General features: G+C 62.9%; 23 protein-coding genes and 1 pseudogene. 11 read left to right on the top strand and 13 right to left on the bottom strand.

Annotation, left to right across the window (positions count from 1 at the left end; genetic code table 11):
* The coding region (locus ACF8O8_RS15080) for a magnesium chelatase domain-containing protein (protein ID WP_392509913.1) at nucleotides 1-182 on the bottom strand (182 nt) is incomplete at its 3' end.
* A 256-nt stretch (nucleotides 183-438) separates the two neighbouring features.
* On the opposite strand from ACF8O8_RS15080, the gene ACF8O8_RS15075 reads away from it, so the two are divergent.
* Nucleotides 439-2,514: a DUF4034 domain-containing protein gene (locus ACF8O8_RS15075; RefSeq protein ID WP_392509912.1), complete on the top strand. Its 2,076-nt coding sequence runs from the start codon at nucleotides 439-441 to the stop codon at nucleotides 2,512-2,514.
* Here the strand turns inward: ACF8O8_RS15075 and ACF8O8_RS15070 are convergent.
* Together ACF8O8_RS15070 and ACF8O8_RS15065 are read right to left on the bottom strand one after the other, a co-directional pair.
* Nucleotides 2,468-2,821: a gamma-glutamylcyclotransferase family protein gene (locus tag ACF8O8_RS15070; RefSeq protein WP_350298436.1), complete on the bottom strand. Its 354-nt coding sequence runs from the start codon at nucleotides 2,819-2,821 to the stop codon at nucleotides 2,468-2,470. The two genes, ACF8O8_RS15075 and ACF8O8_RS15070, sit on opposite strands and share 47 nt — an antisense overlap.
* Nucleotides 2,822-3,088: an accessory factor UbiK family protein gene (locus ACF8O8_RS15065; protein ID WP_003253640.1), complete on the bottom strand. Its 267-nt coding sequence runs from the start codon at nucleotides 3,086-3,088 to the stop codon at nucleotides 2,822-2,824.
* 94 nt (nucleotides 3,089-3,182) lie between these two features.
* On the opposite strand from ACF8O8_RS15065, the gene ACF8O8_RS15060 reads away from it, so the two are divergent.
* From ACF8O8_RS15060 to sutA, 4 genes are all read left to right on the top strand, one after another.
* Nucleotides 3,183-3,473, top strand: coding sequence for a hypothetical protein (locus tag ACF8O8_RS15060; protein WP_350298437.1), 291 nt, complete (start codon nucleotides 3,183-3,185; stop codon nucleotides 3,471-3,473).
* A gap of 134 nt (nucleotides 3,474-3,607) precedes the next feature.
* Nucleotides 3,608-3,946 (top strand): P-II family nitrogen regulator, encoded by a 339-nt coding sequence (gene glnK / locus ACF8O8_RS15055; RefSeq protein ID WP_002555808.1) that lies wholly within the window; start codon nucleotides 3,608-3,610, stop codon nucleotides 3,944-3,946.
* Nucleotides 3,947-3,992: 46 nt separating this feature from the next.
* Nucleotides 3,993-5,324 (top strand): ammonium transporter, encoded by a 1,332-nt coding sequence (locus ACF8O8_RS15050; protein ID WP_010955751.1) that lies wholly within the window; start codon nucleotides 3,993-3,995, stop codon nucleotides 5,322-5,324.
* A 429-nt stretch (nucleotides 5,325-5,753) separates the two neighbouring features.
* The gene (gene sutA, locus ACF8O8_RS15045) at nucleotides 5,754-6,083 is read left to right on the top strand and encodes a transcriptional regulator SutA (protein WP_003253643.1); all 330 of its coding nucleotides are present in this window, start codon (nucleotides 5,754-5,756) and stop codon (nucleotides 6,081-6,083) included.
* Nucleotides 6,084-6,182: 99 nt separating this feature from the next.
* On the opposite strand, the gene ACF8O8_RS15040 is transcribed toward sutA, so the two are convergent.
* The 6 genes from ACF8O8_RS15040 to ACF8O8_RS15015 are packed head-to-tail and all read right to left on the bottom strand — an operon-like array spanning nucleotide 6,183 to nucleotide 10,808.
* A complete protein-coding gene (locus ACF8O8_RS15040; RefSeq protein WP_010955750.1) occupies nucleotides 6,183-6,878 on the bottom strand; it encodes an HAD family hydrolase in 696 nt (231 codons plus the stop codon).
* Complete coding sequence (gene xerC, locus ACF8O8_RS15035) at nucleotides 6,875-7,774, bottom strand: tyrosine recombinase XerC (protein ID WP_010955749.1); 900 nt, start codon at nucleotides 7,772-7,774, stop codon at nucleotides 6,875-6,877. Before xerC ends, ACF8O8_RS15040 begins: the two co-directional genes overlap by 4 nt.
* The gene (locus tag ACF8O8_RS15030) at nucleotides 7,774-8,484 is read right to left on the bottom strand and encodes a DUF484 family protein (RefSeq protein ID WP_392509911.1); all 711 of its coding nucleotides are present in this window, start codon (nucleotides 8,482-8,484) and stop codon (nucleotides 7,774-7,776) included. Before ACF8O8_RS15030 ends, xerC begins: the two co-directional genes overlap by 1 nt.
* Before the next feature lie 13 nt (nucleotides 8,485-8,497).
* On the bottom strand, nucleotides 8,498-9,328 hold the full coding sequence (dapF, locus tag ACF8O8_RS15025) for a diaminopimelate epimerase (protein ID WP_049588339.1): 831 nt from the start codon (nucleotides 9,326-9,328) through the stop codon (nucleotides 8,498-8,500).
* A gap of 4 nt (nucleotides 9,329-9,332) precedes the next feature.
* Complete coding sequence (gene lysA, locus ACF8O8_RS15020) at nucleotides 9,333-10,580, bottom strand: diaminopimelate decarboxylase (RefSeq protein WP_392509910.1); 1,248 nt, start codon at nucleotides 10,578-10,580, stop codon at nucleotides 9,333-9,335.
* Nucleotides 10,581-10,589: 9 nt separating this feature from the next.
* Entirely contained in the window at nucleotides 10,590-10,808 is a 219-nt protein-coding gene (locus tag ACF8O8_RS15015) for a lipoprotein (RefSeq protein ID WP_010955745.1), read from the bottom strand.
* 239 nt (nucleotides 10,809-11,047) lie between these two features.
* On the opposite strand from ACF8O8_RS15015, the gene cyaY reads away from it, so the two are divergent.
* From cyaY to rnk, 3 genes are all read left to right on the top strand, one after another.
* Nucleotides 11,048-11,380 (top strand): iron donor protein CyaY, encoded by a 333-nt coding sequence (cyaY, locus tag ACF8O8_RS15010; RefSeq protein WP_004575827.1) that lies wholly within the window; start codon nucleotides 11,048-11,050, stop codon nucleotides 11,378-11,380.
* A gap of 1 nt (nucleotide 11,381) precedes the next feature.
* On the top strand, nucleotides 11,382-11,606 hold the full coding sequence (locus ACF8O8_RS15005) for a DUF1289 domain-containing protein (protein WP_003253651.1): 225 nt from the start codon (nucleotides 11,382-11,384) through the stop codon (nucleotides 11,604-11,606).
* Nucleotides 11,607-11,752: 146 nt separating this feature from the next.
* Complete coding sequence (rnk, locus tag ACF8O8_RS15000; protein ID WP_003253652.1) at nucleotides 11,753-12,163, top strand: nucleoside diphosphate kinase regulator; 411 nt, start codon at nucleotides 11,753-11,755, stop codon at nucleotides 12,161-12,163.
* A 69-nt stretch (nucleotides 12,164-12,232) separates the two neighbouring features.
* Here rnk and ACF8O8_RS14995 read toward each other — a convergent pair whose 3' ends face one another.
* Complete coding sequence (locus ACF8O8_RS14995; protein WP_392509909.1) at nucleotides 12,233-15,088, bottom strand: class I adenylate cyclase; 2,856 nt, start codon at nucleotides 15,086-15,088, stop codon at nucleotides 12,233-12,235.
* A gap of 166 nt (nucleotides 15,089-15,254) precedes the next feature.
* Here ACF8O8_RS14995 and ACF8O8_RS14990 point away from each other — a divergent pair, with 166 nt between their 5' ends.
* Complete coding sequence (locus ACF8O8_RS14990) at nucleotides 15,255-15,707, top strand: YaiI/YqxD family protein (RefSeq protein ID WP_014592810.1); 453 nt, start codon at nucleotides 15,255-15,257, stop codon at nucleotides 15,705-15,707.
* Between the two features lie 180 nt (nucleotides 15,708-15,887).
* Here ACF8O8_RS14990 and elbB read toward each other — a convergent pair whose 3' ends face one another.
* A complete protein-coding gene (elbB, locus tag ACF8O8_RS14985) occupies nucleotides 15,888-16,547 on the bottom strand; it encodes an isoprenoid biosynthesis glyoxalase ElbB (protein ID WP_392509908.1) in 660 nt (219 codons plus the stop codon).
* Nucleotides 16,548-16,659: 112 nt separating this feature from the next.
* Between elbB and ACF8O8_RS14980 the strand changes: the two are divergent.
* Nucleotides 16,660-17,286 (top strand): annotated as a pseudogene (locus ACF8O8_RS14980) (sterol desaturase family protein); the annotation flags it as partial.
* A 501-nt stretch (nucleotides 17,287-17,787) separates the two neighbouring features.
* Here ACF8O8_RS14980 and ACF8O8_RS14975 read toward each other — a convergent pair.
* On the bottom strand, nucleotides 17,788-18,432 hold the full coding sequence (locus tag ACF8O8_RS14975; protein ID WP_010955740.1) for a DedA family protein: 645 nt from the start codon (nucleotides 18,430-18,432) through the stop codon (nucleotides 17,788-17,790).
* Between the two features lie 213 nt (nucleotides 18,433-18,645).
* On the opposite strand from ACF8O8_RS14975, the gene ppk1 reads away from it, so the two are divergent.
* Nucleotides 18,646-20,889, top strand: coding sequence for a polyphosphate kinase 1 (gene ppk1, locus ACF8O8_RS14970; protein WP_049588332.1), 2,244 nt, complete (start codon nucleotides 18,646-18,648; stop codon nucleotides 20,887-20,889).
* Here the strand turns inward: ppk1 and ppx are convergent.
* On the bottom strand, nucleotides 20,876-22,378 hold the full coding sequence (ppx, locus tag ACF8O8_RS14965) for an exopolyphosphatase (RefSeq protein WP_392509907.1): 1,503 nt from the start codon (nucleotides 22,376-22,378) through the stop codon (nucleotides 20,876-20,878). The two genes, ppk1 and ppx, sit on opposite strands and share 14 nt — an antisense overlap.
* Nucleotides 22,379-22,562: the final 184 nt, after the last annotated feature.

Here is a 22,562-nt window from a genome sequence, read left to right as displayed (position 1 = left end):
GGGTACTTCAGCCCGGAGTTGACGATGGCGCTGCGCACCCGGTCCTTGCTTTCCTTGACTGTGGTTTCCGGCAGGCCGACCAGGGTGAGATGAGGCAGGCCGTTGGCCAGGTGGGTTTCGACGCTGACCGCCGGTGCCTGCACGCCTTCCTGGGCGCGGCTGTGGACGAGGGCTAGGGACATGAACACTCCGTTGTTGCTGGAAAATGCCGCTTCCTGCGGCTGGGCAAAGAATAGCCAGTGCTGCCACGACAGGCGCAACAAGTGTGCGTCGTGGTTTTTCAGGGTAGGGGTTTTCCCTGCGTTTTCATGGGCTTCGGCAAAAATGGATCCAATAGGCTTTGCGCAGTCGTCAGGTATGACTTAGTGTTGTTGGGTAACCGCAGTTGCCATGGGATGGCACTGCGTCTTCTTACAAATGGACTTGAGGTATTGCTCCGTGCAAACGCTCGCCCGCACGCACCAGGTAATGCGCGAACTGGTGCAGGCCAGTGCATTCGTCGAACTCAACCGCTTTTTCGACAGGCTCGAGGCTCAGTGGCGTCAGGCCCCGCCCGGCGAGTTCCCGGCCTACTTGGCGGCCATTGAAGGGCACATGCTGCTCGACCAGGAAAACCAGAGTGACAGGGCCCTGAGCCAAGTGCTCAGAGCCTGGATTGACGCGTGCCCCAGGGCTTACCACCCACAAGTGGTAATGGGTATGCACTGCTTCCACCGGGCCTGCCAGGTGCAGGTTGATGGACCACGCAACGCTGCACGCTTGCTGGCGGTCGCGCAAATTTGTGAATCCGCCACCGCGCACCTGTTGCGTGCAATGGACCGCTCTGCGCACCCCGTGGCAGCGGCCATTGGCATGCTGCGCATCAGTGCGCAGTTCCATGAGCCTGGTTGGTTGCTGCAACTGTTTCAGGGGGAGCCTGCACGCTTCAGGCCCAGTGCCCATGCCGATGTAGAGGTACAGGAAGCTGCAGCGCCGTTGCTGGTGAGGCATGGGCTGTTGCCCTTGGCCGAGCTGCCACAGTCGCTGCCGCGCTATCTGGGCAAGCGGGTCGACCATGAAAACGAGGACCCTCGCTATTACTGGCTGCGCCATGCGCTGATCGCCCGCCCCGGCTGCTTCGAAGCGATCCAGGCCCTTGCTGTGTACCTGCTGCCCCGCTGGGGCGGCAGCCTTGATGCGTTCGAGCTGTTGGTCAATGGCCCGCTGTGCGCAACCTGGGACGAGCGTTTGCGTAATGCGCTGCGCTGGATGGCTGTCGAAGGCCGGCTGAAGCTGCCACAGGCTGACAAGGTGCAGGCCGTCGCCGACTGGCAGCACGTGTTCGAAGACTGGTCACAACGCCCGTTGAGGCCCAGGGAACGTGCTGTCGTTCTGGCATGGCGGGGGGCACTGCGCAGCAGGGTATCGGGCGACCATGCTGGCGCTATGCGCGACTTTGCCGCGAGCTTGGCGTGCAATGCCGATCTCGGCGCCATCCGCGCCATGGGCGTGCCGTTTCGCTGTTTGGCCGAGCTGATACTGCGCGATGGCATGGCAGATGAGAAGCAACTGTTACACGGCGCCATTGAGCGCCTGTGTGACGGCCGTTCACATGCTGCTGCCTGTGCATTACGCGCTGTCGGGCACCGTTTCGGGCTGTGGGCGCTGCCACGCTCGGCCGAGCAGGCAAGGCTATGGTTGCAACGGGCGGTGAGTCGCCAGTGCGCGGGCCAGGCACCGGGGTTCGAAGTGCTTGAAGTGGCGCGATTGCTGTGGGCAGCCAACCGGCATGAAGTGGCCTGCTACCTGTATGAACGCTGCGCCGAACTGAACCTGCCGGGTGCTGCCCTGGCCTTGTATGAGCTGCACCATGGCGGCCTGGCCAACACCCCGGCGCATTACCTGGATGACGAGGCAGCCGGGTACTGGCTGCAGCGTGCGGTGGAGGCGGGCAGCAGGCAGGCCAAGTACAACCTGGCCTGCCTGCGCATGGACGGCGATGAGGATCTGAACGAGCGCAGTGCCATGCTGGCGGTCAGGCGCCTGCTTGTCGACGCGCTGGGCAACCCGCAGATCAACGCGCGTGCGCGTTTGCATCTGGGGATTTTGTTACGCCGGTTTGGTGAGGCGCAGGAGCGGACCGAGGCGGTTGCTTACCTGCTGAGCCTGGTCGAGCACCCGGACCCGTGGCTTGCAGGGCGTGCCAGCGCCGAACTGGGGCTGGCCTGGATGCAGGGGCGTGGCACCCGCAAGCAAAGCCGCTTTGCCGCCATCGAATGGGTCAACCGAGCAGCCAGCTTGCAACCAAGGGATACGGCCATTGGTGATATCCAGGCCCAGATCCTCAATTCGCACAGCCGGGTGAAGACTTTGTTTACTCAGTGCGGGGCGGCATTGTTCCGCGGCACACTGCATGCAAGTGAACTACCACCGAAACAGGCCTTTACCCATGCCGAGTCGTTGCGGGTTAAACCTGCATCGGACGGGCTCAGGCGCGCACATAAACCCAGGCTGTCAGGCCCGATGCAAGGGTGACGGCGACGCGCTTGTAGTCGGCAACTTCATAGCGGTCCGCCGCTGCCAGTTCGTCTTCGCTGATCTGGAAGACCATACCGGCCACGCTGTCGTTGGCCTGGCTGCTGGGGGAAACGATGGGATGATGGGACTTGCCGCTGGTCGCCAGTACGCCCGGGTCGGTGATCTCGACCCAGTCCAGGCGGTAGCCCGGCATACGGTCGGCCTTGCCGTTCAGCTCACGGCCAAAGTTGGCCAGTTGCACGGCTTTATCCTGCAAGGTGCCGTAGGAAAACAACAGTACCGGGTATGCGCTGGAGGGCTGCATTCACTCATCCTGTGAAGTTGGGTTCAGCCGCGCTTCCAGCTCGGCTACCTGTTTTTCCAAGGCCTCGAGGCGTGCGCGGGTGCGCGCCAGTACGACCATCTGGCTGTCGAACTCATCGCGGCTGACCAGGTCCAGCTTGCTGAAGGCACCTTGCATCAACACTTTGAACTGGCTTTCCAGTTCCGCACGGGGCTGGGCGGCATCGCTGCTGAACAGGCGCGAGGCCTGGTCGCTCAGGGCATCGAGAAGGGCTTTGGGCGCGAGCATGGGGCTGTCCACTGAAACGGAGAAATGGCCGCCAGTGTAGCACGCACAAACCTGCCGCCTGAGTGCACATTGGCCTTTGTGGGAATGGCCTTGCGTGGCGATTGGGCTGCACAGCGGCTCCGGCAATATCGGCATCAAGGCACAAATCGTAGGGGCGCTTCGCACCCCCATCGCGACGCAAGGCCGCTCCCACAAAGAGCGCGTGCGATTTTCAATCAGTTGCACATTTTTCGCGCAACTTGCCCCGCCTCGGCGCACCGAAATTGTGCATGTTTTCAATGCTGGCGACTGGCCAATCCCGACCAAATCACATAACTCGCTGTTTTTCGGCGCTTTGTCCGAACTGGCAAGGTTTCTGCAAAGACCTGTACGAGCCATGCACTGAAGCAGTTCCTTGTGACCAGGCAGTGCGCACGCGGAGCCGGATGCCGACGACGCGTTACAAAGCCAACCGCTGCGCTTAGACTTGAGACGGGTTTGTTTTCCTGGGGCAAGTCCACCAAATCGGGAGAGAGTTTCATGAAGCTAGTCACAGCCATCATCAAGCCGTTCAAGCTGGACGACGTGCGCGAGTCGCTGTCGGAAATCGGCGTGCAGGGCATCACCGTCACCGAAGTCAAAGGTTTCGGTCGGCAGAAGGGCCACACCGAGCTGTATCGCGGTGCTGAATATGTGGTCGATTTCCTGCCCAAGGTGAAGATCGATGTCGCCATCGATGACAAAGACCTTGATCGGGTAATCGAAGCCATCACCAAGGCAGCCAACACCGGCAAGATCGGTGACGGCAAGATTTTCGTGGTGAATCTGGAGCAGGCGATCCGCATCCGTACCGGCGAAACCGATACCGACGCGATCTAAGCAGCAAAAAAGCCTCACCAAACCCAACGCCCCAGGAGAAAACAACATGACTCTGCGTAAGATCGCAGGGCTAGGAGCCCTATTGTCCCTCGTAATGCCCGGGCTTGCCCTGGCAGAGGAAGCTGCCCCAGCGCTTAATTCCGGCGACACCGCCTGGATGCTGACCGCAACGGCGCTGGTGCTGTTCATGACCATTCCGGGCTTGGCCCTGTTCTATGGCGGCATGGTGCGATCCAAGAACGTGCTGTCGGTGATGATGCAGTGCTTTGCAATCACCGGCCTGATGAGCATTCTCTGGGTCGTCTACGGCTACAGCATGGCCTTCGATACCGCCGGTATGGAAAAGGGCGTGCTCAACTTCAACTCCTTCGTTGGCGGCTTCTCCAAGGCCTTCCTCAGCGGTGTCACGCCCGACAGCCTGACCTCGGCCACCGCGCTGTTCCCTGAAGCGGTGTTCATCACCTTCCAGATGACGTTCGCCATCATCACCCCGGCGTTGATCGTCGGTGCCTTTGCCGAGCGCATGAAGTTCTCGGCGATGCTCGTATTCATGGGTATCTGGTTCACCCTGGTGTATGCGCCGATCGCACACATGGTGTGGAGCGGTGACGGTGCCCTGATGTGGGACTGGGGCGTACTGGACTTCGCTGGCGGCACCGTGGTGCACATCAACGCCGGTATCGCAGGCCTGGTCTGCTGCCTGGTACTGGGCAAGCGCAAGGGCTACCCGACCACGCCGATGGCCCCGCACAACCTTGGCTATACCCTGATGGGCGCAGCGATGCTGTGGATCGGCTGGTTCGGTTTCAACGCAGGCTCTGCTGCTGCCGCCAACGGTACTGCCGGCATGGCCATGCTGGTCACTCAGATCGCTACCGCCGCCGCCGCCCTGGGCTGGATGTTCGCCGAGTGGGTCGGTCACGGTAAGCCAAGTGCTCTGGGCATCGCTTCGGGCGTGGTTGCTGGCCTGGTCGCCATCACCCCGGCTGCGGGCACCGTCGGGCCGATTGGCGCGCTGATCATCGGCCTGGTTTCGGGTGTGCTCTGCTACTTCTGCGCCACCACGCTCAAGCGCAAACTCGGCTATGACGATTCGCTGGATGCCTTCGGCGTGCACGGTGTTGGCGGCATCATCGGTGCCATCCTCACGGGTGTATTCGCGGCTCCGGCGCTGGGCGGCTTCGGTACCGTCACCGACATCGGCATGCAAGTCTGGATCCAGGCCAAAGGTGTGATTTTCACCGTGGTCTACACCGCCATCGTCACCTACGTGATTCTCAAGGTGCTGGATGTGGTGATGGGCCTGCGGGTCAACGAAGAAGAAGAGTCGGTCGGCCTCGACCTGGCTCAGCACAACGAGCGCGGCTACAACCTGTAACTGCGACGCGGTAAAAACTTGCCCGGCTTGCCGGGCATTTTTTTGCCAGTTTTTCAGCATTTCCCGCACGGCAAACGGTTTATTCGACACGTTCGTGACGTAGGTAAAAAACTTACAAGCCGCAGGGCGTTTATGGTGCTTTGCTTTTTCCACGGGCGCGCTAGAATGCGCGCCGAAGGGTGTTTGACGAGTAGTCCACACACTTCGCCAGCCTTTGCTAGGCTTGCCAATAGCGTGTGGCCAGCAGGGGCTAATGGATTTGTCAGGTCCTGCCAGGAGCAGGGCCTGCTGGGTGCCGCCTCCCATCAGGAGTGCCGACCCAAGGGCAGTGGCCTAACCCACGGCCAGTTGAATTTTCACTGGTGGCTGCCGGTCTACGGCTGCACTGGTCTATAACCAACCTGCTTTTCGCAAGTCATGAGGTAGAACATGAGCGACGACGATCTGGAAAATGATGACCTCGAAGTAGGCGACGAAGACGAGGGTGATGAGGTCCTTGAAGGGGCGGCTGACGACGGCGTGGAAGACGCTGGCGATGACGACAGCAGCCCGGCACCCGTTGCCAAGGGCAAATCCAAGGCCGCAGTCTCGGTAGACGAGATGCCGAGCATGGAAGCCAAGCAGAAAGAGCGTGATGCACTGGCCAAGGCGATGGAAGAATTCCTTTCTCGCGGCGGCAAGGTGCAGGAAGTCGAGGCCAACGTGGTCGCTGACCCGCCCAAGAAGCCAGACAACAAGTACGGCAGCCGCCCTATCTGAGTGGCTGATCGCAAAAAAGCCCGCCGTCGCTGCGGGCTTTTTTATGCCTGTGGGTTTTGTGTTGCCCGTGCCCGCGAATGGGCCGCAAAGCGGCTCCCGTCAGCGCCAGCGCGCGAGCACGTCGGGCAGCTGCGACAGGCGCTGGATTTCGGCATCCGGCGCCTGATCGCCAGTCCAGGCCTTGCCCTGCGGGTTGAACCACACCGCGCGCAAACCGGCGCGCTGGGCACCGGCAATGTCATCGCCAGGGTGATCGCCGATGTGCACCGCCGCACCCGCGTCCACCTCGCCACGGCGTAGCGCTTCGAGGAACGGCGCCGGGTCTGGCTTGCCAATGCCCAGGTCCTCGGCGCACAGGGCAAAGCGGAAGTAATCGGCCAACCCCAGCCGGCTGACGTCGGCATTGCCGTTGGTGACCACCCCCAGGATGTATTGATGGCGCAAGATTTCAAGCACCGGCTGCACCTCTGGGAAGATCTCCACCTGGTGGCGGGCATGCAGGAACACTTCGAAGCCTTCGTTGGCCAGCGCCTGTGCGTGCTGTTCGCTGTAGCCGACCTCTTCCAGGGCATGAAACAGCACGCGCCTGCGCAGGGCGCTGATGCGGTGCTTGAGGCCGGGCTCTGCTTGCACCAGGCGCTCGCGGATGGCGAACAGGTGTTCCACCGGCACGCTGCCGAGGGTTGGTGCGTTGGCCTCGAGCCAGTCGCGCAGCACGACTTCCGCGGTGGCAATCACCGGCGCGGTGTCCCACAGGGTATCGTCGAGGTCGAAGGTGATCAGCTTGATGCTCATGAGTCTGTGCCTTTGCTGCGTTTGGCCCGAGGGTGGGCGCTGTCGTACACCGCGGCCAGGTGCTGGAAGTCCAGGTGGGTGTAGATTTGCGTCGTGCTGATGTCGGCGTGGCCGAGCATCTCCTGCACCGCGCGCAGGTCCTGGGATGATTCCAGCACATGGCTGGCGAAGGAATGGCGAAGCATGTGCGGGTGCAGGTGTTGGCCCAGCTCACGCTCACCGGCAACCTTTACCCGCAGCCTCACTGCCCGGGGGCTGATGCGATTGCCCTGGCGGGTAATGAACACTGCACGGTCGCGTGGGTTGCCGATGCCGCGCAAACGGTACCAGGCCTGCAACGCCTCGCGAGCCTTGCGACCCACCGGCAGTACGCGGGCTTTTCCACCCTTGCCCAGTACCTGCACCAGGCCGGCGGCGAGGTCGAGGTGATCAAGATCGAGGTTGGTCAGTTCCGATAGGCGTAGGCCCGAGGAATAGAACAGTTCGAGGATCGCCTGGTCACGCCGGGCGATGAAGTCGTCGTCGACGCCACCATCGAGCAGCTGCAGTGCGCGGTCGGTATCCAGTACCTTGGGCAGCCGCCGCTCACCTTTGGGCGCGCTCAGGCCGTTGGCCGGGTCGTGCTGGCACAGGCCTTCGCGGTTGAGGTAGCGGTACAGGCCGCGCACTGCCGACAGCAGGCGTGCCAGGCTGCGCGGAGATTGGCCATGGTGGTGCAAGCGGGCGATCAGCTGGCGCAGCTGCTGGATTTGCAGCGCCTGCCAATCGGCAATGCCGTGTTCTTCGCAGTAGGCGATGACTTTTTCCAGGTCGCGACGGTAGCCCTGCGAGGTGTGCTCCGACACCTGGCGCTCGTTGCGCAGGTGTGCGCAATAAGCCTCCAGCTGGCGTTTCATCAGCGTACCGGGCGCAGGGTCTGGGTGACGCGTGGCACAACGCGGCCAAGCACCTCGGCGATATAGCCGAGGAAAAGGGTACCGACGCTGCTCTTGTAGTGTTGCGGGTCGCGGCTGCCGATGGCCAGAACCCCATGCAGCCCCTGGTACTCAAGAGCTGCCACGGCGCTGGAGCCTACTTCCCGGCGCTGTTCTTCACCGAACAGGAACGCCAGCTCGTGCTCGCGCAGGTTGCCACTGACGGTCTTGCCACCGCCCAGCAGGGCACCGATGGCTTGCTGCGCCTCGGCATTGCTGACCCAGCGCCCGACTGGCGCGACGTTGTCGCCGAACAGGATCAGGCTGACGAAGGGCACCTGGAATTCCTGGCGCAGGCTGTCTTCGACCGCCATTACCACTTCTTCCAGGCTGCCGGCATCGAGCAGGTCAAGGATCAGCCGGCGGGTCTTGTCGAACAGCCGGTCGTTGTCGCGGGCCACGTCCATCAGTTGCGACAGGCGATGGCGCATTTCGATGTTGCGGTCACGCAGCAGCTTGAGCTGGCGTTCCACCAGCGACACGCTGTCTCCTCGCTGGTGCGGGATGTACTGTTCGATCAGCAGCTCGTCGTGCTCGGCGAAGAAGGTGGGGTGGGCGCGCAGGTAGGCGACCACCGCTTCGGCATCGAGCTCGGCGGACTGCTTGGGTACAACCTTGGGCTGATCGGTCATGGCGGTTACTCGTTTAGAGACGAACCTGTCCTTCGTAGACGCGTACGGCCGGGCCGGTCATCATCACGGGCTTGCCGGGGCCGGCCCATTCGATGTGCAGGCGGCCACCGGGCAGGTCGAGGGACACCGGGGAGTCCATCCAGCCCTGGCTGATCGCCGCCACGGCCGCGGCGCAGGCGCCGGTGCCGCAAGCCTGGGTTTCGCCGGCGCCGCGTTCCCACACGCGCAGGTTGGCGCGGTGGCGGTCGATGACTTGAATGAAGCCGGCATTCACCCGCTGTGGGAAGCGTGGGTGGTTTTCGATCTTCGGGCCCAGCTCGTGCACGGGGGCAGTCTGCACGTCGTCGACACGCAGCACGGCGTGCGGGTTACCCATGGACACGGCGGCTATGGAATGCAGCTGGCCGTCGACCTCCAGTGGGTAGTTCAGCGCCTGCGCGTCAGCAACGAAGGGGATTTCGGCAGGGATGAAGCGGGGTGGGCCCATGTCGACACTCACCTGGCCGTCGTTCTGCACGTCCAGCACGATGATGCCGCTCTTGGTTTCCACGCGGATGCGCTTTTTCGCGGTCAGGCGCTTGTCCAGCACGAAGCGGGCAAAGCAGCGCGCACCGTTGCCGCATTGCTCGACCTCGGAGCCGTCGGCGTTGAAGATGCGGTAGCGGAAGTCCACTTCCGGGTTGTTCGGCGCCTCGACGATCAGCAACTGGTCGAAGCCGACACCGGTATGGCGGTCACCCCATTGCTTGGCGTGCTTGGGCTGGATGTGCGCGTGCTGGCTGACCAGGTCCAGGACCATGAAGTCGTTGCCCAGCCCATGCATCTTGGTAAAACGCAGCAGCATGGGCTTACTCCGGCAGCAGGCTTTCGCCAGCATACAGTTCGGCGACGGTCTCGCGGCGGCGTACTTCGAACGCCTGGTCGCCGTCGACCAGGATTTCAGCGCAACGGCCGCGGGTGTTGTAGTTGGAGCTCATGACAAAACCATAGGCGCCCGCGGACTCTACGGCCAGCAGGTCACCTTCGGCCAGGTTGAGGACGCGGTCCTTGCCGAGGAAGTCGCCAGTCTCGCAGATAGGGCCGACCAGGTCGTAGGCACGGCCTTCGCCTGCACGTGGCTTGACCGCACTGACACCCATCCAGGCCTGGTACAGGGCCGGGCGGATCAGGTCGTTCATCGCTGCATCGATGATGGCGAAGTCCTTGTGTTCGGTGTGCTTGAGGTATTCCACGCGGGTCAGCAGCACGCCAGCGTTGGCGACGATGTAGCGGCCTGGTTCGAACACCAGGGCCAGGTCGCGCTCGCCCACGCGCTCGCGGATGGCCTTGATGTAGTCGGCCACCCGTGGTGGCTGTTCGTCGCGGTAGCGCACGCCGACACCGCCACCCAGGTCCAGGTGGCGCAGGTGTATGCCGCACTCGGCCAGGCGGTCGACCAGCACCAGCAGGCGGTCGAGGGCGTCGAGGAATGGCTCGACGGTGGTCAGCTGCGAGCCGATGTGGCAGTCGACACCGACCACTTCCAGGTTCGGTAGCTGTGCGGCGCGTACGTAGATGGCCTCGGCATCGGCAATGGCGATGCCGAACTTGTTTTCTTTAAGGCCGGTGGAGATGTACGGGTGGGTACCGGCATCGACGTCCGGGTTGACCCGCAGCGACACCGGGGCAACCTTGCCCATTTCGGCGGCGACTACTTGCAGGCGCTCCAGCTCGTCGGTGGATTCGACGTTGAAGCAGTGCACGCCAACTTCCAGGGCGCGGCGCATGTCTTCACGGGTTTTGCCGACGCCGGAGAACACCACGCGGTCGGCACGCCCGCCAGCGGCCAGCACACGCTCCAGTTCACCACCGGAGACAATGTCGAAGCCTGCGCCCAGGCGCGCCAGCACGTTCAGCACGCCAAGGTTGGAGTTGGCCTTGACCGCGAAGCACACCAGGTGCTCGGTGCCTTGCAGGGCGTCTGCGTAGCTACGGTACTGGGCCTCGATGTGGGCGCGCGAGTACACGTAGGTGGGGGTGCCGTAATGTTCAGCAATGGCCGACAGGGCCACGCCTTCCGCGAACAGCTCACCGTCGCGGTAGTTGAAAGCGTTCATCTGGTTTCCTTACTGCGCTGGCGACTGCTCGGGCTCGGACTCGGACTGCAGCTCGGGCTGCTGTTCTTGTGCCGGGGCCGGCTTGGCTTTTGGCTGGTGCTGGTGCGACGTGTGCGCTTTGCCGTTATCGCCATCTTCAGGCAGATACAGCGGGCCTTTCTGGCCACAGGCCGAAACGAGGCAGGCAACAGCGACCAGCGCCGCGAAGGAGGAAATCAGGCGCTTCATGGGTGAAATCCTTAGAAAAATGCAGTATTGCGCCCGAGTATACCGAGCGACCGGCGGCTTGCCTATGCAAGGACCGGTCCGCCGGGCGGGCTATGCTTAGCCTCTGCGCAGCCCCCTGTAGGAGCGGGCTTGCCCGCGAAGAGGCCGGTGAAGGCAACGGCTAAACCTTTGCATTCGGCGGCAAGCGCCCGTATCTTGCCCGGCTTGCCTGTAACGCAGCCAATTTCGAGGTTCCTGCAATGAGTTTGAGTGAAGCGCGTTTCCATGATCTGGTCGACGCGACCCAACAGGCCCTGGAAGATCTGTTCGACGAGAGCGGCCTGGACCTGGACATGGAGAACTCCGCCGGTGTCCTGACCGTCAAGTTCGAGGGCGGCGCCCAGCTGATCTTCAGCCGTCAGGAGCCACTGCGCCAGCTGTGGCTTGCCGACCGCTCCGGTGGTTTCCACTTCGATTACGACGAAGACAGCGGCAAGTGGGTGTGCGAAAAGAGCGAAGAGTTGCTGGGGGAAATGCTCGAGCGTATCGTCTGGGAGCGGGCCGGCGAGAAGCTGGACTTCGACGAAATCTGACATGAGTAGCGCCCAGGCCCGGCCGCCCAAGCCGCTTTACAGCAACGTCAGCCCTGCAGTGCCGTCACCGTGCATCAGCGTATGCCGGCTGGACGAACAACGGGTGTGCACCGGTTGCCATCGGCATGTCGAGCACATTCGCGAATGGCGCTCGGCCGATGACGAACGGCGCCGGCAGATCTGCCGCGAGGCCCAGGTCTTGCGCGAGCAGGCTAAGGCACACTGAGCGCAGGGGCTTGAGTATTTGCCCGGCTGTGGTAGTGTCGGGTTCTGCGTCGGTGACGCCAAAGCCTTCTCAAACCCCGCCCTTGGGCGGGGTTTTGCTTTATTTGCACATTGAAAACTGCCTGTTCAAAGGAGTCTGACTGGATCATGAGCACCAAGCCTTCCCTCATCCTCACCCGATTGGACGTACAGCGTCTGGAGCGTCTGATCGACAGCCTCGACGAGAGTACGCCGGGTGTGCTCGCCCTGCAGGACGAGCTTGACCGCGCCGAGCAGGTGGTCGGTCACGAGGAAGTGCCGGCGGGCGTGGTGACCATGAACTCGCGGGTGCACTGCCGTGAGGAAGCCAGCGGCAAGGACTACCACCTGACACTGGTGTACCCCAAGGATGCCGGGCCGGAAGGCAAGGTCTCGATCCTGGCGCCGATTGGCTGCGCCTTGCTCGGGCTGTCGGTGGGCGAGCAGATCGATTGGCCGGCACCGGGGGGCAAGACCCTCAAGCTGAAGCTGCTGGAAGTGGAGTACCAGCCGGAAGCAGCGGGCGATTACGACCTGTAAGGGCCAGGGGGCCGCTTCGCGACCCATTTGCAGCACAAGGCTGTTCCACAGCAGTCTTGTGCTGCGAGTTCAGGCGCCCTGCGCCAAAACCTGTTCCAGCCCCTCATTCAAAGCCTGCTCCAGCACCCGCTTGTAGCTCAGGTAGACCTGCGTTGCCCCCAGCCGGTCATCCAGCAGCTCGGACAAATCCAGGTCGGTGATATAGCACCGGTACCGCTCTGCGCCACGGCGCTGACCGATGATCTGCCGGGCCACCACCGCGTACAGCTGCTCACCATGTTCCAGTTCGGAAAACTCCTGCTGGTCGCAGTACAACGTCACATGCGCCACACCCGCCACACCGGCCTGGATAATCGCCTGTACCTCATAGTAAGGCTGGTCGCTGCCCTCGGCCGGGGCCAGGCGCGGCTCGATGCTGCGTGCCTTGCCTGGGCCGGTGGGCAACAGCTGCGCGAAGTGGATATCCAGCGAGGCGGGCCGCAGGCTATCGAGGGGCAGGCGTGCATCGCGGCGCATCACCACCGAACGCAGAAAGCGTTGCAGTGGCAACAGCAGATGCGCTTCGTCATGCAGCGGCAGGCGTTGTTGCCACAATGCGTTGTATTCATCCAGCACATACACGTCGGCCCAGCCGCCCTGCAGACGGTAGAACACCTGAATGCAGGCTGGCCGGCCTTGCTCCAGCACCAGGCGCAGGTCGTGATCCTGCAGGGCATTGGCATCCAGGTACAGCGGGCTGTAGGCACTGCGTTCTTCGCCCAGGTAGGCCAGCAGCGCCTCATGCTCGGCCAGGGTCGTCAGGCTGACATGCTCGGGCAAAAGCTCCAGCACATGGGTGTGTTGGGCCACTTGTAGCAGGTAGCGGTGGTGGAGCCCTTGGTCCCGCAGCAGCTGCACAGTGTCGAAAATTTCCTCTACGCGCTGGCCGATAGGCTGGGCGCGGCTTTGGCAGAAGCAGCGTACCCGCACCCGTGGCCGGTGGCCGCGCTGCGCCGGGCTGTTGAGGAAGTCGCGCAGGCAGCGCACCAGCGCGTGTTCGCCGTCATAGCGCTGGACCAGCACCTCGTTCCAGCTGTTGACGGTGACCTGGTCCAGGGTCAGCACCAGGTTTTCGCGCACGCCAGCGTAGCTCAACGCGTCGGTGCGCTCTGTGGTCATCAGCACGTTCAGGTCGCGGTGGTGGCGCAGCGGGTCGACGCCGACGTTGACCAGCAACAACACCTCATCGGCAACGCTGGGCTGCAAAAGGCGCACTTCGCTGACGGTCGGCAAGGGCAGGGGGATACTTTGCCGCAGACAGCCCAGCAGGTTGAACAGCTCGAACTCCCCGAGGTCGCTGGCCCCTGGATGCAGTGCCATGCGGGTGCTGCTGTCGATCACCCCGTTGCGATGGGCCCAGGTCAGCAGTTCGAGTAGCTCGCGGCAGCGCTTCATCGGGCTGAAGTGCTGTACCTCATGGGTGCTCAGGTTGCCGCTGTACAGCTCCCAGTGGTAGCTGCCCGGCTCCTTGCGGTTGGGTGCCTGGACCAGCGTCAGGGTGTCTTCGGCGAGGTCAGGGGCGATGCCGGGGTTAATCACTTCGACCTTGCCGGCGCGGCGCTCGAAGGCGGCGTACAGGCGCCGGCCCAGCACATTGAGGTCGCGCTGGTCGGCGCGGCTGCTGGCGTTCTGGGTGCGGGCGAACTGGCTGAGGAAGCGATAACTGAGGTTAAGCTCGGCCACCAGCTCACGCCGCTCGACGGCGACCTGCTGCACTTTCCATTGGCTGCGGCTGTCCAGCAGGGCCAACTGGCGCTGGTCCCAGCCCCATTCGTCGGCCAGGCGCTGCAGCAGCCGACGTTGCCAGCCATGGCTGCGGCCCTGGTCGCTGAGCTTCTTGTTCACCTTCAGGTACAGGCTGCGTCTTACCAGCTCCAGGCGCGCGGTTTCGCCGCGTTGCAGCAGGTAACGTTCGATGCGCCGGTAGACCATCACGTAGGGGTCCAGCTCGTCGAGGTCGAGCTGGTTGGCAAACACTGCCTGCTTGTAGTCCAGGCTCAGGCAGCGCACCGCAGGGTGTTCGCTGGCGTAGGCTTCGGTCAGCAGCAGTTTGAGCAGCGATTTGTAGGGCGAGTCGATGCCTTTGAACAATTGCCACAGGCCAGCGCCGACGAACTCGCCGGGCGGAATGTGCGCCAGGTTGCCGAGGTCAAGGGCTTCCTGGCTGCGGATGAAGCGCTTGGACAGCAACGTCTGGGTGTAGCTGTAATAGTTGTGCTCCTCGTACACCGGTACCAGCCACCACAGCGGCGTGCGCCCGGCCAGCCACAGGGTGGTGCGGTAGAACTCGTCCAGCAGCAGATAATGCTGGGTGGTGCCGCAGTCGTCGGAGCCGAGCTGGCCATCGCGCTGACCTTGGGCGAAGCCCTGTGTGTCGATCAGGAAAAAGTGTGCTTCGGCGCCCAGGCTTGCCGCCCAGGCCTCCAGCAGCTGGCACTTGCGGCGCAGCTCACCCAGCAGCTGTTCGGGCAAGCCGGGTGCATGGCACACCCACAGGTCCATGTCGCTGTGCTCGGCCTGCGCCAGCGAGCCCAGGCTGCCCATCAAGAACAGGCCGTGGATCGGGCGTGGCGGGTTGCCATGCTGGGTCTTGTAGGTGAACGAGCGTGCCAGGCGTTGGGCATCTGCCACCAGCTCGGCGCTTGGCTCGTAAGCCGATACGCCCGCGGGGGTGCTGCCGGAGACGTAACCCGGCAATAGCGGGTGGTTCACGTGAAACAGCAGCGGCAGCAATGACAGTACCTGTTGCTGGCGCGTTGACAGGCCTTCCTTAGCCCGCTGCAGTCGGCCCTGGTTCAGATGCAGGAAGCGCGCACGCAATGTCGCCAGGACCTTGCGGTCGATGCCTTCGTCCAGGTCAGGGCGGATTTCGTGAGGGTGGTTCATTGCGCGCTCGGGCAGGCCATTGAAGCTGTGGCGAGTTTAGCCTGAGTGGCGGGGTCGGATAAGCGGTAATTGAATTTTTGGCGCCATTTTTCCAGCGCTGGCCTGCTCCAGCTTTCGCTGCGCTTCAGGCATGATGGGCGCATTGAGTTCATGTAGAGAGTGTCCAATGCGTGTATGGATCGATGCCGACGCCTGCCCCAAGGCGGCCAAGGATCTGATCGTCAAGTTCGCCCTCAAGCGCAAGTTCGAGGTGGTGATGGTGGCGGGGCAGGCGGTGGCCAAGCCGGCGTTCGCGATCGTGCGCCTGATCGTGGTGCCCAGCGGCATGGATGCGGCCGACGACTACATTGTGGAGCACGCCGTGCCGGGCGAGCTGGTGATCTGCAGTGACGTGCCGCTGGCCGACCGCCTGGTGAAAAAGGGCGTGGCCGCGCTGGACCCGCGTGGGCGCGAGTTCGACGAGCGCAACATGGGCGACCGCCTGGCGGCGCGCAACCTGTTCACCGAGCTGCGTGAGCAGGGCCAGGTGGGGGGCGGGCAGGCGGCCTATGGCGAACGTGAGAAACAGGCGTTTGCCAATGCACTGGACCGGATCATTGCCCGGCTCTCGAAAGGCTGACAGATTCCTGTAGGCGACAGCCCAGGCTGGCGCGGTGGATGGCACCGGCTCTGCCGGTGTTCGCGGGTAAACCCGCTCCTACGGGCGATCGCGCAGTTGCCCCACAGGTACCGCGTGGCCTTGAAGCCTGCGCTGGACCTGTGGGAGCGGGCATGCCCGCGAAGAAGCCAACGCAGTAATTTACTCGTGCGTCAGCTCCAGCACTCGGTCCACCAGCTTGTAGATCCCGCCCGCCGCCTCGCTGATCGACTTGGCCTCCATGTACGCCGGGGTAGTCACGAGCTTGCGCTGGGTGTCTTCGACAATGTCGTGTACATCGCATTCTTCATGGGTGCCGCCCATCTTTTCGACAGCCGCCGCAGTGCCGGCATCGCGCCCGATGGTGCAGACCACGCCCGGCCCGTAAATCTTCGCCGCCAGCGCCGGCGAGATGCAGATCAGGCCAACGGGTTTGCAGGCGTCGGCAAAGGCTTCGGCCAAGGCCAGCACGTCTGGGTTCACGCTGCAGTTGGCGCCTTCCACGGCAAAGTTGGACAGGTTTTTAGCGACCCCGAAACCGCCCGGCACGATCAGCGCATCGAAGTCTTCGGCCTTGGCCTCACGGATATCCTTGACCTCGCCGCGGGCGATGCGCGCCGACTCCACCAGTACATTGCGCGATTCGGGCATTTCTTTGCCGGTCAGATGGTTGATTACATGCATCTGTGCGATGTTCGGCGCGAAGCACTGCACCTGCGCACCGCGCTGGTCGAGGCGCAGCAGCGTGATCACGCTTTCGTGGATTTCGGCGCCGTCATACACGCCACAGCCGGAAAGAATCACCGCTACTTTTTTTGTCATGCTCATTACTCCAGTGTCGAGGCGCTAAATGTCCTCTAGTTTGGCAGATGTCGCCATAGGGATTCCTGCGGGGGCGGCCTAATCTTGGTGGATAACACCTGAGGTCGCGCCCATGGACCTGATACTGCTGGCCGTGCCGTTCTTTTTTGTGCTGATAGCCGTTGAGCTGGTCGCCGACCGCGTGCGCGGCCAGCACAATTTCACCCTGGCCGACTCGATCAACAGCCTGAGTACCGGCGCACTGTCGACCAGTACCGGCCTGCTGACCAAAGGCGTAGGGCTGGTCACCTATGCTCTGGCCTTCGAGCACCTGGCGCTGCTGCAATTGCCGGCGCAGGCAGGGTGGGTCTGGTTGCTGGCCTTTGTCCTGTACGACTTCTGTTACTACTGGCTGCACCGCCTGGGGCATGAGCGCAACGTGCTGTGGGCTGCGCACTCGGTGCATCACCAGAGCGAGGAGTACAACCTCACCACGGCGCTGCGCCAGACCAGTAGCGGGTTCATCTTCTCGTGGCTGTTCTACCTGCCGCTGGCGCTGCTGGGCGTGCCGCCACTGGTGTTCATTACCGTGGCCTCGCTCAACCTGCTGTATCAGTTCTGGGTGCATACCCGGCATATTCCCAAGCTTGGCTGGCTGGAGTGGGTGTTGATCACGCCGTCCAATCATCGCGTCCACCATGCGCAAAACCCTGCTTACTTGGATCGCAATTACGGTGGTGTGTTCATTCTCTGGGACCGTCTGTTCGGCACTTTCAAGGAGGAGGACCCGGCCGAGCCGGTGGTGTTCGGGGTGACCACGCCGCTGGCCAGCTGGAACCCGCTATGGGCCAACCTGCAGTTCTATGCCCAGCTCTGGCATGACGCCCGGCGCACCACCAGCCTGTGGGACAAGCTGCGTATCTGGTTCATGCCTACCGGCTGGCGCCCGGCCGATGTGGCCGCACGCTACCCGCAGGCCAAACAGGACCTGGCGCTGTTTCGCAAGTTCGAGATTGCCCTGGGGCGCGGGCAACAAGCCTATGTGGCGGCGCAGTTCGTGGTTTATGTGGCCTTGGGCAGCTACCTGATGGACGTGGCTGACCGCGTGCCGGCCGCCGCGCTGGTGCTCGGCTGGTCACTGATGGCGTTTGGTTTGTTCGTGCTGGGCGCGTTGCTGGAGAACCGGCCCTGGTCTGCACGCCTGGAGTTGGCGCGGTTGTGTCTGAATGCGCCGGCATTGTACTTGGCCGGCGCCTTGGGCTTAGCGGTGGTCGTGCCGCTGACCTGGCTTCTGCTCGTGGCTTACAGCCTGCTCAGCCTCTGGGGGCTGGGCCTGGCTCGCCGCCCTGCGCTCCGCGCGCAGAGTACGGAAGCGCCGGCGCAGCCACAGCAGGCCGCCCAGCGCCACCAGGCCGCCAAGCACCCATAGCTCGTAACGCTTGACGTTGCCCAGCAAGCCTTCGAGGATGGCGCCGAAGTGGTAGGCGGCGGCGCCCAGGGCCACTGCCCAGACGCCCGCGCCAATACCGTTCAACAGCAGGTAACGGCGTGGCGGGTAACCCGACAGGCCGATGGCCACCGGCATGACCGTGCGCAAACCATAGACAAAGCGGAAGCTCAGCACCCAGATATCGGGGTGGCGGCGGATGTGGTCCAGCGCCCGGTCACCCATTGCCTGCCAGCGCGGCTTGCGCGCCAGGATCCTGCGCCCGTGGCGTCGGCCCATGAAGTACCACAACTGGTCGCCCGCGTAGCTGCCGAAGAAGGCCACCAGGCATACTAGATTGATATCCATGTAACCGCGGAACGCAAGGAATCCCGCAAGCACCAGAATGGTCTCGCCTTCGAAGAAGGTGCCTAGAAAAAGGGCGAAGTAGCCGAAATCCTGCAGGAATTGTTGAAGCATTTTCTGAGGTGCTGGCGAAATGAACGCGCAGCCTACCCCTTCGCGCGCGTTCGTGAAAGTGTCCAAATGTGTCTCGACGTGAACATTTCCAGCGCAGACAATGCCACAAGCCACTTGCCACGGCTTGCCCATGTGTGTAACACGGGCGTCATAATGAGCGCTTATCTTGCCGCTCAATAGATGATAGGGCGTTAACGTCCTCAGGAACGCCAGATGAATAATGAAGTGCTAAGCCCTGTCGCGATCAAGGATGCTCAGGAGCTCCCAGAAGAGATGCTGCAGACCCCGCCAGACCTGCCTCCGGTGGCCGAGCCTGTAGCGGAACAGGTGGTCGAGGCTGTGGCTCCGGTGCCCGCGCCGTCCCCGACCATCGCCGTCCCTGGCCTGGACGACAGCAGCCTGTACATTCATCGCGAACTCTCGCAACTGCAGTTCAATATCCGGGTGCTGGAGCAGGCACTGGACGAGAACTACCCGCTGCTGGAACGCCTCAAGTTCCTGTTGATCTTCTCCAGCAACCTCGACGAGTTCTTTGAGATTCGCGTCGCCGGCCTGAAGAAGCAGATCAACTTCGCCCGTGAACAGGCCGGCGCCGATGGCCTGCAGCCGCACCAGGCGCTGGCGCGTATCAGCGAACTGGTGCACATCGAGGTAGAGCGCCAGTACGCGATCCTCAACGACGTGCTGCTGCCTGAGCTGGAAAAGCACCAGATCCGCTTCATCCGCCGCCGCTACTGGACACCCAAGCTCAAGACCTGGGTACGCCGCTACTTCCGCGACGAAATTGCCCCGATCATTACCCCGATTGGCCTCGACCCGACTCACCCGTTCCCGCTGCTGGTGAACAAGAGCCTCAACTTCATAGTCGAGCTCGAGGGGGTGGACGCCTTCGGTCGCGACTCGGGCCTGGCGATCATCCCGGCACCACGCCTGTTGCCGCGGGTTATTCGCGTGCCGGAAGAGGTGGGCGGCCCGGGCGCAAACTACGTGTTCCTGTCGTCGATGATCCACGCGCATGCCGACGACCTGTTCCAGGGCATGAAGGTGAAGGGCTGCTACCAGTTCCGTCTGACGCGCAACGCCGACCTGGCGCTGGACTCTGAAGAGGTCGACGACCTGGCCCGCGCGCTGCGCGGCGAGCTGTTCTCGCGCCGCTACGGTGACGCCGTGCGCCTGGAAGTGGCCGACACCTGCCCGAAACACCTGTCGGACTACCTGTTGAAGCAGTTCAGCCTCAGCGAAAGCGAGCTGTACCAGGTCAATGGCCCGGTCAACCTCACCCGCCTGTTCAGCATCACCGGCCTGGACAGCCACCCGGAACTGCAATACACACCGTTCACCCCGGCGATCCCCAAGCTGCTGGCGAACGCTGACAACATTTTCAGTGTGATCAGCAAGCAGGACATCCTGCTGATGCACCCGTTCGAGTCCTTCACGCCAGTGGTCGACCTGCTGCGCCAGGCCGCCAAGGACCCGCACGTGCTCGCCGTGCGCCAGACCCTGTACCGCTCGGGGGCTAACTCGGAAATCGTCGACGCCCTGGTGGATGCGGCGCGTAACGGCAAGGAGGTCACTGCGGTGATCGAGTTGCGTGCGCGTTTTGACGAAGAGTCCAACCTGCAGATGGCCAGCCGCCTGCAAGCGGCTGGTGCGGTAGTGATCTACGGTGTGGTTGGCTTCAAGACCCACGCCAAGATGATGCTGATTCTGCGCCGCGAGCAGGGCGAGATCGTGCGTTACGCGCATCTGGGCACCGGCAACTACCACGCCGGCAACGCCCGCCTGTACACCGACTACAGCCTGCTGACTTCTGACGATGCGCTCACCGAAGACGTCGGCAAGCTGTTCAGCCAGCTGATCGGCATGGGCAAGACCCTGCGCATGAAGAAGCTGCTGCATGCGCCGTTCACCCTTAAAAAGGGCATGCTCGACATGATCGCGCGGGAAACCCAGTTTGCCCTTGAAGGCAAGCCGGCGCACATCATCGCCAAGTTCAACTCGCTGACCGACGCCAAAGTCATCAAGGCGTTGTACAAGGCCAGCCAGTCGGGCGTGAAAATCGACTTGGTGGTGCGTGGCATGTGCTGCCTGCGCCCGGGCATTCCGGGGGTTTCGCACAACATCCAGGTGCGCTCGATCATTGGCCGCTTCCTCGAGCACACGCGGGTGTTCTACTTCCTCAATGGCGGCGAAGAGCAGATCTACCTGTCCAGCGCCGACTGGATGGAGCGCAACCTCGACAAGCGTGTCGAGACCTGCTTCCCGGTGGAAGGCAAGAAACTGTTGCTGCGGGTGAAGAAGGAGCTGGAAGGCTACCTGACCGACAATACCCACGCCTGGACCTTGCAGCCAGACGGGCGCTACGTGCGCAGCACCCCGACCGGCAACCAGAACCCGCGCAGCGTTCAGGCGACCCTGCTGGAGCGCCTGAGCAACCCGGTCCTCAACGTACGCTGAGGACGAAGCCGACCCGGGCCAGCCACTCCGCCTCGTTGGCGAAGTCGGCCTGGGTCAGCTGGTTCTGCTGCAGCCAACCTTCAGGGAAGGCTACATCCAGGCTGTTGTCCCCGCCGTGCAGTTCTACCGTTGGCATCTGCTGGGTGCCGCGGATGTGGTGGAACAGGATGGCAAAGCGCAGCAATACGCACAGGCGCAGCAGCTTGACCCCTTCATCACCCAGTTCGGCGTAACGGTCCTTGGGGATGTTGCGGCGGTGGCCGCGTACCAGCAGGGCCATCATCTGCTGATCTTCCCGGGAAAAGCCTGCCAGGTCCGAGTGCTCGATCAGATAGGCGCCGTGCTTGTGGTAGTGATAATGGGCAATGTCCAGCCCGATTTCGTGCACTTTCGCGGCCCAGCCCAGTAGATCGCGCCAGTTTCCGTCTTTCAGGTTCCAAGCGTCGGCCACCTGGTCGAATGCGTGCAACGCCTTGCGCTCGACGCGCGCAGCCTGGCCCTGGTCCACGTGATAGCGCTCCATCAGCGAGTTCAGGGTGCGTTCGCGCACGTCTTCGTGGTGGTGGCGGCCAAGCAGATCGAACAGCACACCTTCGCGCAGGGCGCCGTCGCAGTGGTCCATGCGGTTCAGTTCAAGGGCATCGAAGATCGCTTCGAGAATCGCCAAGCCCGCCGGGAAGATAGTGCGGCGGTCTGGTTTGACGCCGTCGAAGTCGATCTTGTCGACTTCGCCCAGCTTGAACAGCTTGCGTTTGACCCAGGCCAGGCCTTCGGCGTTGACCTCGCCATTGCCCAGGCCACCGGCCTTGATGGCAGCGCCGATGGCGCGAATGGTGCCGGATGAGCCGATGGCCTCATCCCAGGTCAGGCGGTGCAGGGCATTTTCGATGCTCATCAGTTCCAGGCGCGCGGCCGTGTAGGCCTGGGCATAGCGGGCCGGGGTGATCTTGCCGTCGCGGAAGTAACGCTGGGTAAAGCTCACGCAACCCATCTGCAGGCTTTCACGCAGCAGCGGCTCGAAGCGCTGGCCGATGATGAACTCGGTACTGCCGCCGCCGATGTCGGCCACCAGGCGCTTGCCGGGGGTGTCGGCCAGGGTGTGCGACACGCCCAGGTAGATCAGGCGCGCCTCTTCACGGCCAGAGATGACCTCCACCGGGTGGCCGAGGATGGCTTCGGCGCGCTGGATGAATTCGTTACGGTTGCGCGCTTCGCGCAAGGCGTTGGTGCCGACGATACGCACGGAGCCTGTCGGCATGCCGTTGATCAGCTGGGAAAAGCGCTTGAGGCAATCCAGGCCTCGTTCCATTGCCTCTTCACTGAGCATGCGCTCTTCGTCGATGCCTGCGGCCAGTTGAACCTTCTCGCCGAGCCGCTCAAGGATGCGGATTTCGGTATGGTGGGCCTTGGCCACGACCATGTGAAAACTGTTGGAGCCAAGGTCGATGGCGGCGATCAGGGACAGGTTCTTCGCGATGGTATGCGGCATGATCTGGTTGTTCTCGGTCGTTAACCTGGCAATCGTGCCACGATAGCAGGCTATCGCCAACGCGTGACACTCAGCCGTTGTACTGGCCTTGATGCAAGGCAATGTGCCATTCGATTCTATGACGGCCATATGACAGTTTCGATTCGCGGCGTCTTGCGCAACTATAGTTACACTCAATCGTCCG

It is taken from the genome of Pseudomonas sp. TYF_14, assembly GCF_043105275.1.
Classification (GTDB): domain Bacteria; phylum Pseudomonadota; class Gammaproteobacteria; order Pseudomonadales; family Pseudomonadaceae; genus Aquipseudomonas; species Aquipseudomonas alloputida.
Note: the sequence above shows the minus strand (reverse complement) of the source record. Positions and strands in the feature narration are given on the sequence as shown.

What these genes read in the sequence shown, in the direction of transcription:
- ACF8O8_RS15005 (WP_003253651.1), top strand. Translation starts at nt 11,382, where the DNA reads ATGAGTAGCGCCCAGGCCCGGCCGCCCAAGCCGCTTTACAGCAACGTC.
- ppx (WP_392509907.1), bottom strand. Translation starts at nt 22,378, where the DNA reads ATGCCGCATACCATCGCGAAGAACCTGTCCCTGATCGCCGCCATCGAC.
- cyaY (WP_004575827.1), top strand. Translation starts at nt 11,048, where the DNA reads ATGAGTTTGAGTGAAGCGCGTTTCCATGATCTGGTCGACGCGACCCAA.
- ACF8O8_RS15040 (WP_010955750.1), bottom strand. Translation starts at nt 6,878, where the DNA reads ATGAGCATCAAGCTGATCACCTTCGACCTCGACGATACCCTGTGGGAC.
- ACF8O8_RS14990 (WP_014592810.1), top strand. Translation starts at nt 15,255, where the DNA reads ATGCGTGTATGGATCGATGCCGACGCCTGCCCCAAGGCGGCCAAGGAT.
- ACF8O8_RS15030 (WP_392509911.1), bottom strand. Translation starts at nt 8,484, where the DNA reads ATGACCGATCAGCCCAAGGTTGTACCCAAGCAGTCCGCCGAGCTCGAT.
- sutA (WP_003253643.1), top strand. Translation starts at nt 5,754, where the DNA reads ATGAGCGACGACGATCTGGAAAATGATGACCTCGAAGTAGGCGACGAA.
- xerC (WP_010955749.1), bottom strand. Translation starts at nt 7,774, where the DNA reads ATGAAACGCCAGCTGGAGGCTTATTGCGCACACCTGCGCAACGAGCGC.
- ACF8O8_RS14975 (WP_010955740.1), bottom strand. Translation starts at nt 18,432, where the DNA reads ATGCTTCAACAATTCCTGCAGGATTTCGGCTACTTCGCCCTTTTTCTA.
- glnK (WP_002555808.1), top strand. Translation starts at nt 3,608, where the DNA reads ATGAAGCTAGTCACAGCCATCATCAAGCCGTTCAAGCTGGACGACGTG.
- elbB (WP_392509908.1), bottom strand. Translation starts at nt 16,547, where the DNA reads ATGACAAAAAAAGTAGCGGTGATTCTTTCCGGCTGTGGCGTGTATGAC.
- ACF8O8_RS15070 (WP_350298436.1), bottom strand. Translation starts at nt 2,821, where the DNA reads ATGCAGCCCTCCAGCGCATACCCGGTACTGTTGTTTTCCTACGGCACC.
- ppk1 (WP_049588332.1), top strand. Translation starts at nt 18,646, where the DNA reads ATGAATAATGAAGTGCTAAGCCCTGTCGCGATCAAGGATGCTCAGGAG.
- ACF8O8_RS15065 (WP_003253640.1), bottom strand. Translation starts at nt 3,088, where the DNA reads ATGCTCGCGCCCAAAGCCCTTCTCGATGCCCTGAGCGACCAGGCCTCG.
- ACF8O8_RS15015 (WP_010955745.1), bottom strand. Translation starts at nt 10,808, where the DNA reads ATGAAGCGCCTGATTTCCTCCTTCGCGGCGCTGGTCGCTGTTGCCTGC.
- lysA (WP_392509910.1), bottom strand. Translation starts at nt 10,580, where the DNA reads ATGAACGCTTTCAACTACCGCGACGGTGAGCTGTTCGCGGAAGGCGTG.
- ACF8O8_RS14995 (WP_392509909.1), bottom strand. Translation starts at nt 15,088, where the DNA reads ATGAACCACCCTCACGAAATCCGCCCTGACCTGGACGAAGGCATCGAC.
- ACF8O8_RS15050 (WP_010955751.1), top strand. Translation starts at nt 3,993, where the DNA reads ATGACTCTGCGTAAGATCGCAGGGCTAGGAGCCCTATTGTCCCTCGTA.
- dapF (WP_049588339.1), bottom strand. Translation starts at nt 9,328, where the DNA reads ATGCTGCTGCGTTTTACCAAGATGCATGGGCTGGGCAACGACTTCATG.
- rnk (WP_003253652.1), top strand. Translation starts at nt 11,753, where the DNA reads ATGAGCACCAAGCCTTCCCTCATCCTCACCCGATTGGACGTACAGCGT.